Raw genomic sequence first — 13,892 nt, 5'->3', positions numbered from 1 at the left:
AACTTCTTACAAATCAGCTCATTTGTCAAGGAAAGAGACTCATAATTCACGTATCCTTTACATTTCTATTTAAACAAAAAAAGAAAGAGGATTATCCCCTTTCTTTATTTCGCAAACACTCCAGAAACAATGCTCATAATTTTTTGGACAACTTCTTCAATTGATAAAGAAGTCGTATCTAATTCCAATGCATCATCAGCCTTTTTTAGTGGAGAAACTTCGCGTTCTGAATCTAATTTATCACGCTGAGCAATTTCTTCTTTTAGCTGCTCTAAATTAGAATCGAAACCTTTATTTAAATTTTCTAAATGCCTTCTTTCCGCTCTTTCTTCAACAGAAGCAAGCATAAAGATTTTCACTTCAGCATCCGGTAATACATGTGTACCAATATCACGGCCGTCCATTACAACGCCGCCTTTTTTCGCTAACTCTTGCTGACGACGTACCATTTCTTCACGAACAAGGCGATGTTTCGCTACAATAGATACTCGATTCGTCACATCAGGTGTACGAATTACTTCAGAAACATCTTGTCCATTTAAAAATACAAGCTGTGTATTTTCTCCTTGCTGAAACTCAATATTTACATTCTTTACAACTTCCATTAACTGCTCTTCATTTTCAATGTCTACTTTTTGTTCAAGGGCTGCATATGTAAGCGTACGGTACATTGCGCCTGTATCAATATAAACATAAGAAAGTTCCTTCGCAACAACTTTTGCCACTGTACTTTTCCCTGCAGCTGCTGGACCATCTATAGCAATTGAAATTCGTTTATCCATTGTAACACCTCATTTTTTCACTTATAAAACAAAACGAAAAGCAGGTGTTCACCCTGCTTCTTCTCATTTGCTTCGCGTCATTAAATCCTCAATTATTGTAGCATAATCCTTCATAGAAGAAAATGAAAACTACCGATTCACCTGCAAGATTTCCACTTTGTTTTTTACCATAACACCCTCATAATAAACAATTTTAGATAAATATTTCACTGATGACTTATGTATAAATAATAATTGTACAACAGAAAGACAAATGAATTGTATTATTAATATACGAATAAAAATTCTCTCCATCTTTTTCACCGTAATTTCTCCCTCCTATACTATATTTGCACATTTCGTTTCGTAATTTTATACATCGTACATATAGCAGTTAATTTTATTGTCATTTTCGAGGCATACTTTTATACATTTCCATTGTCGAATTTACTCAAAACATGTTATGTTCTAAATGTATTTTTTTACTTGAAAGGGGTATAAGCATTGAAAAGAATCCTAGTTTTACACACAGGTGGAACAATTGCAATGGAGGAAGATAAAGAAACTGGGGTCGTACAACCAGGTAAAAAAAATCCTCTTTTAAAATTCATTCCTGATTTAGAAGGCGATGTTGATTTAATCGTTGAAGATGTGTTCCATCTACCATCTCCTCATATGACACCGAGCGAAATGTTACAATTACAAGTCATCATTGATGAAAGAGTAAAACAAGACAACATTCATGGCGTAGTTATTACGCATGGTACGGATACATTAGAAGAAACAGCTTATTTCTTAGATTTAACAGTACAAGCAACTATTCCGATCGTAGTGACAGGTGCAATGCGCTCTAGTAATGAGTTAGGTGCTGATGGTCTATATAACTTCTTATCAGCTGTAAAAGTTGCTAGTTGTGATGAAGCTGCAGAAAAAGGTGTTTTAGTCGTATTAAACGACGAAATTCATTGCGCTACAAATGTAACGAAAACACATACAAGTAATGTCGCAACATTCCAAAGTCCACAATACGGACCAATTGGAATGGTAACAAAACGCGGCGTTGTCTTCCATCACGCTTTAGTACATCGCGAATCATATACGATAAATAAAGTGTCTAAAAATGTAGTTGTTCTAAAAGCATATGCTGGCATGGATGATACATTATTAGCAGCAATCGAAAATCTTCCTGTAGACGGCATTGTTATCGAAGCTCTTGGACAAGGTAATCTCCCTCCAAGAACACTACCTAGCCTAGAAAGATTATTAAATAAAGGTATTCCTGTCGTATTAGTTTCTCGCTGTTTCAACGGTATCGTTCAAGACGTATATTCGTATGAAGGTGGCGGTAAACACTTAAAAGATATGAGCATTGTATTCACATACGGCTTAAATGCACAAAAAGCACGCATTAAATTACTTGTTGCATTAGAGAATACAAATTCTCATGAATCCATTCAAAATATGTTTATGCACGAATAAAAAGGAGCTGTCGAGATTTTCCCGACAGCTCCTTTTTATTTTTCTCTTGATGCAATGGTTTGCGCAATCGCATCTCCATGAAATCTACCGTTCTCGATAAATATTTCATTTGCATTATTTCCAGCAGCAATGACACCTGCAATGAAAATATTTTCAGCATTCGTTTCCATTCTATCCTCTGTATAAATTGGACGTCCTGTTTCTTCATCAATCTGAACACCCATCTTCGTTAAGAAGCTATGATCAGGATGATAACCAGTCATCGCAAATACAAAATCGTTTTTGATTGTAAAAGCTTCACCATCAACTGTAAACGTTAATGTATGCTCAGTAATCTCTTTCACATGAGCTCCAAAATGCATTTGAATTGTACCGTTTCGTACTAACGCCTCAAATTCCGGCAAAATCCAAGGCTTTATGCTTGGTGAATACTCACTTCCACGATACAGTACCGTTACACGTGCACCAGATTTAACAAGTTCTAACGCGGCATCTACACTCGAGTTTTTCCCACCTATAACTACTACATCTCGATCAAAATAAGGATGCCCCTCTTTAAAATAGTGAGCTACTTTCTTCAATTCCTCACCTGGAACATTCATATAATTTGGATTATCATAATATCCAGTTGCTACAACAATATATTTCCCTATATACATTTCCTTACTTCCATCACGCTTTGTCGTCTCAACCTGAAAAACTTCTCCATCTTTTTGAACTTTCTCCACTCGCTCAAAAGCATTTACACGTACAGATTTACGTTTTACTACTTCACGATAATACGCAAGCGCTTGATTTCGAAATGGCTTACGATTTTCTGTAATAAAAGCTACATCACCAATTTCTAATTTTTCACTAGAAGAGAAAAATGTTTGATGAGTTGGATAATTATAAATGGCATTTACAATGTTTCCTTTTTCAATTACTAACGGATTTATCCCTACCTTTTGCAACGAAATTGCAGCCGCTAATCCGCACGGACCGCCTCCGATTATAATAACTGTTTCTTTCTGCATACTCGTCCACTCCTAGTCTTCTACCAATGCACTATTTATAAAAACAAGAAAAAACCTACTTACAGCAGTAGGCACCTATCTTTATTGTATTCATTTTTCATATATTTGTCATCTAAACGAAACGTACATCCGATAGACATCTGCTAAAAACTGCTGAAATTTAATACCTTGTTTCCCTAATACATTCTCAGGATCAATCTTTCTAGCTGGATCAAGCGTTTTATGTGACACGATATCTTTTTTCGGATTTAAGCCAAAGTTTTGGCATAAATACGCATGATACCATGTAAAACGATTATACGCTTCCCAAAAGTTAACATCACCACCATAACAAAGTTCCACTCCAATGGCCGCCTTATTCGCGTCATAGCCATATAAGTCATTATCCGTCGGCACACCATATCGAACATGATACGCAACTTCATTTATAGGAATAATCTCCAATATTGTTTTATCATCTATAAATGTATGCGCCGAAGCTTTCGGTTGTAATTCATTAAAGTAATCTCGATTGCCTATCGCATTGCTTCCAGGATTCCCCGTATCATGGCTTACGATAAATCTCACTTTAGTCAGAGGAATCCCCGGTCGTGAACTTCCATATCCAATATAATTGCGCTCTATAGGAAACATCGCCATTGCTACCAACTCCCGCTCTAGAAGATTACCTTACTTCCTTATATATGTATTCGGTAGCAATGTCCTTATCGCATATTTCTTACGCGAAGAGAAAATCGAAAATATTTGAAGTGAACACCATAAACAACAAGATACTTACAGCCACTCCATAAAAACCGTAAAACCAAACACAATCTTCTTTCGTATCTAAACCGAAAAATTTATTTACCGATTGTAATAATGTGCCACGCTTGCTTTGTTTGTTTCGTAATACTTCCACTCGCTCTACAACATCTGCTGGCATCATAAATCTTTGGTCTACTGTCATTTTCATCATTTATCTCTCCTTAAAATCATTTCCGTTTTGTTTATCTAAGGAGAGTATAGCACGTTTGTTCGTGTAGAACAAGCGTTCTTTTTTATTTTTATTTTATTTTATTTTTCAGCAAGCCAAGTAAAAATTGAGATTACAACGGCAATAATCGGCCCTACTACAACCACACCAAATATCAGAAACAGTAGCCCTTCCCCGAACATCCGAACGGTACTTATTTTGCGAGCTTTCATCGTTCTTGCGAGTTCTCCCTCTAACCTATTAACCTTTTCTTCTAATTGTTCTACTCGTTCCAACATTTCATTCTCCATATACAACACCTCATTTAATACTTCAACAAAAAAACGTGATTCCCTCGAAAGGAAATCACGTTTTCTCAAGATATAATATTTTATACCCAACCTCTGAAGCGGCTTGCTTCAGCCATTTTACGAACACCAACCATGTACGCCGCTAAGCGCATGTTCACTTTACGAACTTGTGCTGTTTCATAAATAGAATCAAATGATCTTACCATTACTTTTTCTAAACGTTGTTCTACTTCTTCTTCAGTCCAGTAGTAACCTTGGTTATTTTGTACCCACTCAAAGTAAGATACTGTTACACCACCAGCACTTGCTAACACGTCTGGAACAAGTAAAATTCCGCGATCTGTTAAAATTTTAGTCGCTTCTAATGTTGTTGGACCATTTGCTGCTTCAACAACGATTTTCGCTTTAATATCATTAGCATTTTCTTCTGTAATTTGGTTCTCAATTGCAGCTGGAACTAAAATATCGCAATCAAGTTCTAACAATTCTTTGTTTGAAATTGTATTGTTAAATAACTTTGTTACTGTACCGAAGCTATCACGACGGTCTAATAAATAATCAATATCTAATCCATTTGGATCATGTAACGCGCCGTAAGCATCTGAGATTGCAATAACTTTCGCACCTGCATCATGCATAAATTTAGCTAAGAAGCTACCAGCATTACCGAATCCTTGAACAACAACGCGTGCACCCTTAATATCAATGCCACGTTTTTTCGCAGCTTCGCGAATACAAATTGTTACACCTTTCGCTGTTGCTGTTTCACGTCCATGTGATCCACCTAATACAAGCGGTTTACCTGTAATAAATCCTGGTGAATTAAATTCATCAATACGGCTATACTCATCCATCATCCATGCCATAATTTGAGAGTTTGTGAATACATCTGGAGCTGGAATATCTTTCGTCGGTCCTACGATTTGGCTAATTGCTCGTACATAACCGCGACTTAATCTTTCTAACTCACGGAATGACATTTCACGTGGATCACAAATAATTCCACCCTTACCTCCACCATATGGTAAATCAACAATACCACATTTTAAACTCATCCAGATTGAAAGTGCTTTCACTTCATTTTCTGTTACATTCGGATGGAAGCGAATCCCACCTTTCGTTGGACCAACAGCATCATTATGTTGTGCACGATATCCTGTAAATATTTTAACAGTCCCGTCATCCATACGAACTGGTATTTTCACTGTCATCATACGAATTGGTTCTTTTAATAATTCATATACTTCGTTTGGATAACCCAATTTTTCTAACGCTTCACTAATAACAATTTGTGTTGAATTCAATAGTTCAAAATGTTGTTCCCTTTGTTGTTGTGTTTTTGTTTGAGTTCCCTTTTCGGCTACCATAGTAAGTAAACCCCCTGTAATTTCACTTGTTTAGTAAACCTTCATTGCCTAGTATACACCCTTAAATTTGGAATGCAATAGAAAACGCTAACAAATATATACAAACTATTTTCTGTTGCAAGCGTTTTCACTATTATTATAGTCCTTTTATTACTTTTAGAAAAGTAAAATACTTAAATATTTAAATATTTTTTATTTCCATCAACCACACTCCCATAAAACTGCATATTTTATTTTCAAAAAGTATGTTCGAGTATTTACAATCATCCCTTCCCTTCTCCAAATAAAAACAAAACCTCAGCTATGTTGTATTAGCTGAGGTTTTGTTTTTTCACAAAGTAATTGTGTATTTGCTCTATCGCGTTAACATCCATTAATTCTTTACCGTACTCCATGATGCGATAAATGGTTGCTGTAGACGGATTACCGTATTCCGCTAAAATAGCTATAAAATCCGCCTTTAACAATTGAATTTGTTCCTCTTCTTCCACCCAAAGATAGAAGCGCTCATCCCACGTATATAGCTTTCCGCCAGTTACACCAAGGTTATATAAGCGATTCGACAGGTTAATTACGTCATCTAGCGTAGCAAACTCATATAATATATGCTCACTTTCATCTAGAGTCACTTGCATTTCAATAAACTCGTCACGGAACTCATCATCTGTATCCATTTCTTGATTTTCTTTCGTTACAATTACAACCATCCCTTGTGCTTGTAGAGAAAACACTTCAACTGCAATCGGACCATCTGCTTCAAACCCTAATTCCTTATTTGCTTCTTGCATCATATCACGAAATAATTGCTGTACTTTCGGTGCATTTCTCCATAAATCTTCTTTCGTTAATCCTCGTTCAGATAAATCATCAAATGTTAGAAAAATTTTTATCTTATTGTAATTTAATCGTTCCAGCCTCATCTCATACCCTCCCTACGTAACCAATGCATCTAATTTTTATTATATGAAATAGAAAATAGATGGTTCTTTTCGAACAACTATTCCGACATTTTTAACCATCCATCCCATTCTTCTTTCGTATCACCAATTAGGATTGTTTCAATGTCCAACTGGTTTAGAACGCCTAGCTTTCCGATAAATCCAACTAAAAGAGATTCCCTTTTTTCTTGTAATAAATTTATAAAGTTCATCGTCTTTTTCATTTCTTGTTCGTCAGCAAAAGATACAAATACATATTTCGGCTGTATTTCCTCTACCGCTGATAACATACCATCTTCAGCTAAGCTTGTCCTAATATATATCGCCTCATATCCTTTTAAGCGTAAATAAGTTGAAAAAATAAATCCTTTCAATGCATCCTTTTCTAACACAATAACTTTGTGTAAAGAGGAAAACATTGAGGCATTGTGATACACCATCCCTAGACGCGTTTGTAAAAATGATAGTGCATATTGAAATTGCACCATTGAAATCTCATTATTATTTTTTGACGTTAATAATTTGTCTGTCACTCGAAGAACAATACTGGCAACAACCTTCTCTGTTGAATATATACTAAAAGCTTCGTTTAATAATGCAGCAATTGTAATTTCATCAAATTTTAACAAAGCTTGTAGCAAATCGTCCACTAAAACAACTTCTTTATCGAAATGTATCTCTTTTTGAACTGTACTCTGCAAACGATTCTCTTCTAATAATCGAACTGCTTGTCCAATCATCATACCGGAAGAAACTTTTTCCATTAACCATTTTAAAATTTGAATATGCTCTTCTGTATATAAACGATGCCCAGCTTGATTCCGCTTTGGGGCAATAATTTGATATCGTCTTTCCCATGCACGAAGCGTACTCGGCTGAACTCCAATTATATTCGAAACGGCTTTTATATTGTATTTCCCATTAAGAGTTGGCATCATTTCCCTCCGCACAATGTAATGATGTGTGTTTGAGCAGGTGCTCGGAAACGAAGTGGTATCAATGTTGTTCCATACCCATTACTAACAAAGAGAATCGTATTTAAATGGTTATATACGCCACCTTTTAAATATTTTTTAGATGGGAATAATCGGATTTGCCCTCCATGCGTATGTCCACTTAAGACAAGTGAAATCTGTTCATTTCCAGACATTTTTTTTATTATATCAGGGTTGTGACTAACTAGGATACGAAAACCATCTTCTTTACAATCCGCCAATGCCAAATCTAGACGATCACGGTGCAATCCAACATCATCTATACCGAGCAAACAAATTTTCTCGCCTAATTCAGACTCAAATACCACTCTTGTATTATCTAAAACTTTTACGTTATTTTCTAATAATAACGCATCTAATTCATGATATTCTATCTCATAATCATTGTTTCCCCACACAAAATATACAGGAGCTATCTCTCTTAACTTTTGAATATTCGCAGAGATTTTTGATAAAGAGACACCTTTCTCTGCTAAATCTCCTCCGATAATTACGAGATCTACTTTTCCTTTTACTTGTTCAATTAACAAATTCGAAATGACTCTTCTATGAATATCAGAAATAAAAAACACATTTACTTTTTGAAAACTTTTCGGAAATTCTTTAAATACTAAAGTATGTTCCAACACCGTATTACGCATCGCTTCTTTATACATCACAAGAAGCAATAAAATCCCCATGCCTATGAGAGTACTGAATAATATAATCCATATCATATTTTTGACTCCCCTCCTCATAAAGATAATCCTAGGCTTTTATAACAAACGGTGATCGCTTAACTCACTAGCTTTCTTGCTTTGTGGACTTATCTTTTATCGGAATTTTTAATTCTTGACCTGCACTCACTTCATCTTCTTGCAAGTTATTATACTTTTTAATTACTTCAATTCCATTTCCATCTGAAAAATATTGCTTCGCTATACTTTCTAAAGTTTCTCCCTCTTTCACAGTATGCGTTATTACTTTTTCAGAATGTTTCTGCGACTCAGATTTAGCTGAATCAAAGAAGATTACTTCAAACGCACTTTTTCCGGCATTATTACTATCACCCTTCACCTGAATATATTTATCCGTGTACCACAAAATACTAATCGGCAGCAGAATGAATAGAAATGTTAAAACCCGGACGAAAATGTGATTTATTTTAAACTTTTGTTTTTTTTCTTTATTTCTATGAATTTCACTACGCGGCGGTAAACTTTCTTTTTCTTCCACTCGCTCAACTTCTAATTCCTCTTCAAAATCAGGAATTCGTTTCCTCATGTTGTTCACCACCACCTTCCATTTATTTTCTTAATTGGAGTCCCATTATAAAATCAACAAGAAAGTGTGCAAAGATTGTTATAAACAAATTTCCTGTCCATTCAAATACATAACCAAAGACAAAACTAATGAAACAGACGAAACAAAACAAAAATGGCTTTGTTATATAACGAATATGTAACAGTGCAAATACGAAGCTCGCAATTACAATTCCAAAATGAGTCTGTACTACACCTCTAAATAAAAATTCTTCTGCAAAACCAATTAAGAACGTAATAACGAGTAAGTGTAGAACGGACATTCCTCGAAACATCTTATCGTTAATACCACCATCATCAAACCAAGACTCCGGAAACACTCGCATTGCAACATAATCTAATAACACAATACCAATCGCTAACAAACCACCTATAATAAGTATAGATACTGGTTCCCATTTCCATAAATTAAAGACTTCTTTTACATCTTGAAATAATATATATGCCAGTAAACAGCCAATACCGATAATAATTAACTGTGTTATATATAGATTCAGCCTTATTTCCTGCGGACTCATATCTTCAACATTATGCCTTTGAATGTTCATCATTCCTCCATCTTTTCTAGGCCGAAAAGCTTTTGTAACTCTGTTTCCCAATTATAGTCGAAATCCGATTGTTGCGCTCGTCTTTTTTTATAATCTTCTTTTATAATACCGCAATAATCGCAGCAATTAATTAACTCTTGCTCTTTCCTATAACCGAACTGTTGCAGCACATATTCACGTCTACACCCTTTAACTTGTATCCATGATTTCATATTTTCTAGCTCACTATATTTATTACGCAACCTTATTTCTACTTCAGCTATTAATCGGTTCATAATTTCATCTGACAAACCTTCTAATAACAATCTTCGTTGTTGTATAATTCCAACCTGTTCGAGATGATAACGAACGAAACGCCAATATTGCTCATTAAATCTTGCTGCATTATAACAAATTTCTTCTACATCTTCTATTGGTAATTCTTTCGTTTGAAACATTCTTTCTTGTAGTAAAGAAAATAAAAATTGTATTTGTGACTTACTTGGCAATTCATCCTCAATGATTGAAATTGGTAAATCATGATCCAACGGACTACATAATAAAATAGCTATACTCGGTTCGCCATCTCTTCCAGCTCTTCCGATTTCTTGTAAGTAAGAAGCTATATTAGTTGGATAATGAAAATGAATAATATATCGCGTATTCGCCTTATTTACCCCCATACCAAATGCACTTGTGCATATTACAAGTTGCAATTGATCGTTCATAAACTGCTGTTGAATTAACATACGCTCTTCATGTTCCATACCACCATGATAAAAAGCTACACCAGTAACACCTTTCCCTCTCAAGTATTCCGTTAACCTTTCTGTCCACGCTCTACTTGAGCAATATACAATCCCCGGCCCTTGTAAATACATCACCTGCTCTAAAAGCGCCTCTTTCTTTTCTTCTATCGTCTCTACAAATTGCACATCCATTGCAATATTAGGACGATCAATAGAGTATACATGTTCCGCGGCACCCTTTAAATTTAAACTATTTGCGATATCCTGCAGTACCCCTTTTGTCGCTGTGGCTGTCAATGCTAATACTGTAGGAGAACCAATATTTTCAATAACTACATTTAGTTTTTTATAGTCCGGTCTAAAATCATAACCCCATTGAGAAATACAATGAGCCTCATCAACAACAAATAATGAAATATGAATTTTCTTCAATTCCCTAATTAATAACTCCGACTGTAACATCTCTGGTGAAACAAAAATAAATTTATATGAAGATAATTTTTTCATCGCTTCTCTTTTTTCATTTAATGTCCGAAAACTATTAAATGCTATTACTCGGTTTTTCACAACATACTTTAATTGTGTCACTTGATCTTCCATTAAAGATAATAACGGTGATACAACAAGCACTGTTCCTTCTCGCATAAGCCCCGGAAACTGATAGCACATAGATTTCCCTCTTCCAGTCGGAAGCATTGCTATCACATCTTTTCCTTCTAATAAATCTGTAATAACTCCTTTTTGACCTGGACGAAATTCAGAATATCCAAACCACTTATATAAATATTCTTCAAGTTTCATTTACACCCTCCATCCGCGCTAATACAAGACGAACTTCAAAATAAGAGATATCTTCTCCAACCGCTTGTTTCAAAACACGTAACTTCCGCGTTTGCAATGCTTCAATTACTTTTATTACTTTGTCTATCTTTTCTTTTTCCATAAACATTTCAATAGAAAAATCTTTTTCTCGCAAAGCAATTTCAACAAAATGATCTTCTATCGTTGCAACCTTTAAATTCCGAATCGTCGCTATTTCTTCTAAAGAACGTCCTTGTCTCCAAAAATTATATGTTTTTTTCGTGGATAAACTAAATAATTCAGCTCTCTCATTTGGATAAGATATAATTTCAGCTAATAGTGGAAATTCATTTTCTTTATCACGAACTTCTTGTATAAAGAAATGCATTGTACCCCAAAATAAAAAATACACCCTGAATATATCTTGTTTCGTAATTTCTGCTAATTGTTGCAATGTACAACCAATACGTTCATAACCCGTTAGTCGATATGTTACAATCGTCGCTTCTATCGTATTGCTCTTTTCTAAAAGATTATGTACTTCCGTCCATAGTTTTCTCGCCAACTCACTTCTCTTATATGGTATTCCTGTTAGAAAACGTTTCACCCACATCATTATTTCTGTATCTTGCTGAATTGGGATAAACTTCGTATTATTCTGTTGTAAATTTGATATGGTTTGAATAATTAATGATAATCTTTTCCAAAATGTTTCACCTAATTCACCATAATGTAAACCATGCAAATGCGCCGGAAAAGCATAAACTTCCCCCCATTTATGTAACTGCATTTTACCCGTAGGTGTTAACACATATGTATTTTCATGTATTTCTTGAATAAAATTCGCTTGCAACAACTTTGCAACTTCACCATCATAGTCATTTCTATTCAATGATTTATATATTCCGAACAAAAAAGAAATTCGGAACATATTTCCATCTTGTAAAGTTTGCGAAGAACGTTTGCCCTTTAGTAAATAATAAATAGAAGAAACGGTTCTTTCACCATTCAATTGTTTTAAACAATGCAACAAAGTATATTGTATTTGCATGACCGCTTCCACCTTCCAATCTTAACTTCATTCTTTTCAGTACAATTACACTATCTACTTTCGCTCATTAAACTTATCATATAAGAACTATATACTTGTATATATTCTATTGTATCAAACCAAATCATATTTACGTATTTTGAAAATCTTATGACATAATTCAAAAATAAGTTGACACTCTAATTGATAAGCATTATCATTATAATTTTATGTTGAAAAGTTTTACAAACCGTTTTACAATAAGGTTATAATTTTTATGGCGAGCTTTTCACATACATATTATCAGGAGGGAAAAAAGATGGCAAAATATACAATCGTTGATAAAGATACTTGTATTGCATGTGGTGCTTGTGGCGCTGCTGCACCAGACATTTATGACTATGATGATGAAGGTATTGCATTTGTAACATTAGATGATAACCAAGGTATCGTTGAAATTCCAGATGTATTAATTGAAGATATGATGGATGCATTCGAAGGCTGTCCAACTGACTCAATTAAAGTTGCTGACGAATCATTTGACGGAGACGCTTTAAAATTCGAATAGTCTTTTATTAACTTCAAAAAATGCCCCTCATATTGATGAGGGGCATTTTTTGTATCTAAATTTTATTTTCCTTAATAAAAAACCATTAGTAGTTTCACACTACTAATGGTTTATATATATATTATGCATTTTTCATTTTTGCAAACACCCATACTTTCAGGCGTGAGAATAATGCTACAAATACAATTGTTACAACAATCCCTTTAATTAAATTAAATGGTAAGATTGCCGTTACAACCGTTGTTCTTATAGCTTCGCTAGACATAGCCGGTGAATTTAAAAACCAAGTGTAAGCCGGGAATATGATGATGTAGTTTAATACACTCATAATAAGTGCCATTGTAATTGTCCCTAGCATTAATCCTGTAGTTAAACTCTTCACAGTACGATACTTTCTAAATAAGAAAGCTGCTGGTCCAATAAATAAACATCCTGCAATAAAGTTTGCAATTTCTCCAACTGGTACTCCCGTTAAACTTCCTTGAATCCCGTAATGTAAAATGTTCTTTATCGCCTCTACAATCACTCCTGCTACTGGTCCAAAGATAATTGCTGCAATTAGAGCTGGTACATCACTAAAATCAATTTTCAAAAATGGCGGAAGCCCTGGGAACGGGAAATCTAACATCATTAGTAAATATGCAATACTACTTAGCATCGCTACACTCACCATCTGCACTACACTGTTTTTTTGTTTCATCTTTCTCTCTCCTTTTCCATCGATCATCTCATGGAAAGTGGAAAGGTTCTGCTATGCCTATTTTTTCATAGAACGAAAAAACCCTTTGTGTTTTACACAAAGGGAGAATTTAAGGCACATCAAACAGACGTTCAAATCCATATCTTTTTTGAACGCTTGAACCTCCATCTTCTCCCATCCAGACTATACTGTCGGCTTTGGAATCACACCAAATCCTGCCTTAACGGCTCGCGGGCTTAGAACAAAATCATAAATAGTTCATCACCGCCGGTCGGGATTTTCACCCTGCCCCGAAGATAGACCGATATTCTATTTTCCCCTTCATTATACAACAACCTCATAACATTGTGAACTAAAAAATTGTAACTTATTTAAAATTAGTTATTTATTTTTCGTA

At 34.8% G+C, this 13,892-nt stretch carries 17 protein-coding genes and 1 riboswitch; of the genes, 2 read left to right on the top strand and 15 right to left on the bottom strand.

Annotated features, from left to right (window positions below):
* Window positions 1-104: 104 nt before the first annotated feature.
* Both cmk and DN407_RS31560 read right to left on the bottom strand, forming a co-directional pair.
* The gene (gene cmk / locus DN407_RS07385) at window positions 105-782 is read right to left on the bottom strand and encodes a (d)CMP kinase (RefSeq protein ID WP_000361252.1); all 678 of its coding nucleotides are present in this window, start codon (window positions 780-782) and stop codon (window positions 105-107) included.
* Window positions 783-911: 129 nt separating this feature from the next.
* The gene (locus tag DN407_RS31560) at window positions 912-1,085 is read right to left on the bottom strand and encodes a YpfB family protein (protein ID WP_000738057.1); all 174 of its coding nucleotides are present in this window, start codon (window positions 1,083-1,085) and stop codon (window positions 912-914) included.
* A 180-nt stretch (window positions 1,086-1,265) separates the two neighbouring features.
* On the opposite strand from DN407_RS31560, the gene ansA reads away from it, so the two are divergent.
* Window positions 1,266-2,240, top strand: coding sequence for an asparaginase (ansA, locus tag DN407_RS07380; RefSeq protein ID WP_149216142.1), 975 nt, complete (start codon window positions 1,266-1,268; stop codon window positions 2,238-2,240).
* A 35-nt stretch (window positions 2,241-2,275) separates the two neighbouring features.
* On the opposite strand, the gene DN407_RS07375 is transcribed toward ansA, so the two are convergent.
* The 12 genes from DN407_RS07375 to DN407_RS07320 form a co-directional block, all read right to left on the bottom strand.
* A complete protein-coding gene (locus DN407_RS07375; protein WP_001168510.1) occupies window positions 2,276-3,256 on the bottom strand; it encodes a YpdA family putative bacillithiol disulfide reductase in 981 nt (326 codons plus the stop codon).
* A gap of 108 nt (window positions 3,257-3,364) precedes the next feature.
* Window positions 3,365-3,895, bottom strand: coding sequence for a peptidoglycan recognition protein family protein (locus DN407_RS07370; protein ID WP_001240655.1), 531 nt, complete (start codon window positions 3,893-3,895; stop codon window positions 3,365-3,367).
* A 79-nt stretch (window positions 3,896-3,974) separates the two neighbouring features.
* Window positions 3,975-4,211 carry a DUF3961 domain-containing protein gene (locus DN407_RS07365; protein ID WP_001983018.1) on the bottom strand — a complete coding sequence of 79 codons (237 nt, stop codon included), beginning with the start codon at window positions 4,209-4,211 and terminating at the stop codon, window positions 3,975-3,977.
* A 98-nt stretch (window positions 4,212-4,309) separates the two neighbouring features.
* Entirely contained in the window at window positions 4,310-4,519 is a 210-nt protein-coding gene (locus tag DN407_RS07360; RefSeq protein ID WP_000426768.1) for a hypothetical protein, read from the bottom strand.
* A gap of 80 nt (window positions 4,520-4,599) precedes the next feature.
* Complete coding sequence (gene gudB, locus DN407_RS07355) at window positions 4,600-5,886, bottom strand: NAD-specific glutamate dehydrogenase (protein WP_000225173.1); 1,287 nt, start codon at window positions 5,884-5,886, stop codon at window positions 4,600-4,602.
* A 311-nt stretch (window positions 5,887-6,197) separates the two neighbouring features.
* Window positions 6,198-6,806: a genetic competence negative regulator gene (locus DN407_RS07350; protein WP_001235402.1), complete on the bottom strand. Its 609-nt coding sequence runs from the start codon at window positions 6,804-6,806 to the stop codon at window positions 6,198-6,200.
* A gap of 77 nt (window positions 6,807-6,883) precedes the next feature.
* Window positions 6,884-7,759, bottom strand: coding sequence for a MerR family transcriptional regulator (locus DN407_RS07345; RefSeq protein ID WP_001142653.1), 876 nt, complete (start codon window positions 7,757-7,759; stop codon window positions 6,884-6,886).
* Window positions 7,759-8,535, bottom strand: a complete 777-nt coding sequence (locus tag DN407_RS07340) for a metallophosphoesterase (protein ID WP_000637796.1) — start codon at window positions 8,533-8,535, stop codon at window positions 7,759-7,761. The genes DN407_RS07345 and DN407_RS07340 overlap by 1 nt, the downstream gene beginning before the upstream one ends.
* 67 nt (window positions 8,536-8,602) lie before the next feature.
* A complete protein-coding gene (locus DN407_RS07335) occupies window positions 8,603-9,082 on the bottom strand; it encodes a LysM peptidoglycan-binding domain-containing protein (RefSeq protein ID WP_001231553.1) in 480 nt (159 codons plus the stop codon).
* A 22-nt stretch (window positions 9,083-9,104) separates the two neighbouring features.
* Window positions 9,105-9,668 carry a CPBP family intramembrane glutamic endopeptidase gene (locus DN407_RS07330; RefSeq protein ID WP_001025779.1) on the bottom strand — a complete coding sequence of 188 codons (564 nt, stop codon included), beginning with the start codon at window positions 9,666-9,668 and terminating at the stop codon, window positions 9,105-9,107.
* Complete coding sequence (gene recQ, locus DN407_RS07325; protein ID WP_000762979.1) at window positions 9,668-11,197, bottom strand: ATP-dependent DNA helicase RecQ; 1,530 nt, start codon at window positions 11,195-11,197, stop codon at window positions 9,668-9,670. The genes DN407_RS07330 and recQ overlap by 1 nt, the downstream gene beginning before the upstream one ends.
* Window positions 11,187-12,248: a YpbB family protein gene (locus DN407_RS07320; RefSeq protein WP_001167013.1), complete on the bottom strand. Its 1,062-nt coding sequence runs from the start codon at window positions 12,246-12,248 to the stop codon at window positions 11,187-11,189. The genes recQ and DN407_RS07320 overlap by 11 nt, the downstream gene beginning before the upstream one ends.
* 298 nt (window positions 12,249-12,546) lie before the next feature.
* Between DN407_RS07320 and DN407_RS07315 the strand changes: the two genes are divergently transcribed.
* The gene (locus tag DN407_RS07315) at window positions 12,547-12,795 is read left to right on the top strand and encodes a ferredoxin (RefSeq protein WP_001151993.1); all 249 of its coding nucleotides are present in this window, start codon (window positions 12,547-12,549) and stop codon (window positions 12,793-12,795) included.
* A gap of 121 nt (window positions 12,796-12,916) precedes the next feature.
* Here the strand turns inward: DN407_RS07315 and DN407_RS07310 are convergent, their stop codons facing one another.
* The gene (locus DN407_RS07310) at window positions 12,917-13,495 is read right to left on the bottom strand and encodes an ECF transporter S component (RefSeq protein WP_000810856.1); all 579 of its coding nucleotides are present in this window, start codon (window positions 13,493-13,495) and stop codon (window positions 12,917-12,919) included.
* Window positions 13,496-13,657: 162 nt separating this feature from the next.
* Window positions 13,658-13,797: riboswitch (FMN riboswitch) on the bottom strand.
* Between the last annotated feature and the right edge of the window lie 95 nt (window positions 13,798-13,892).

The organism is Bacillus sp. JAS24-2 (genome assembly GCF_008274905.1).
Lineage (GTDB): Bacteria > Bacillota > Bacilli > Bacillales > Bacillaceae_G > Bacillus_A > Bacillus_A cereus.
The sequence above is the reverse complement of the archived record's forward strand: the minus strand, read 5'-3'. Positions and strand labels throughout refer to the sequence as shown.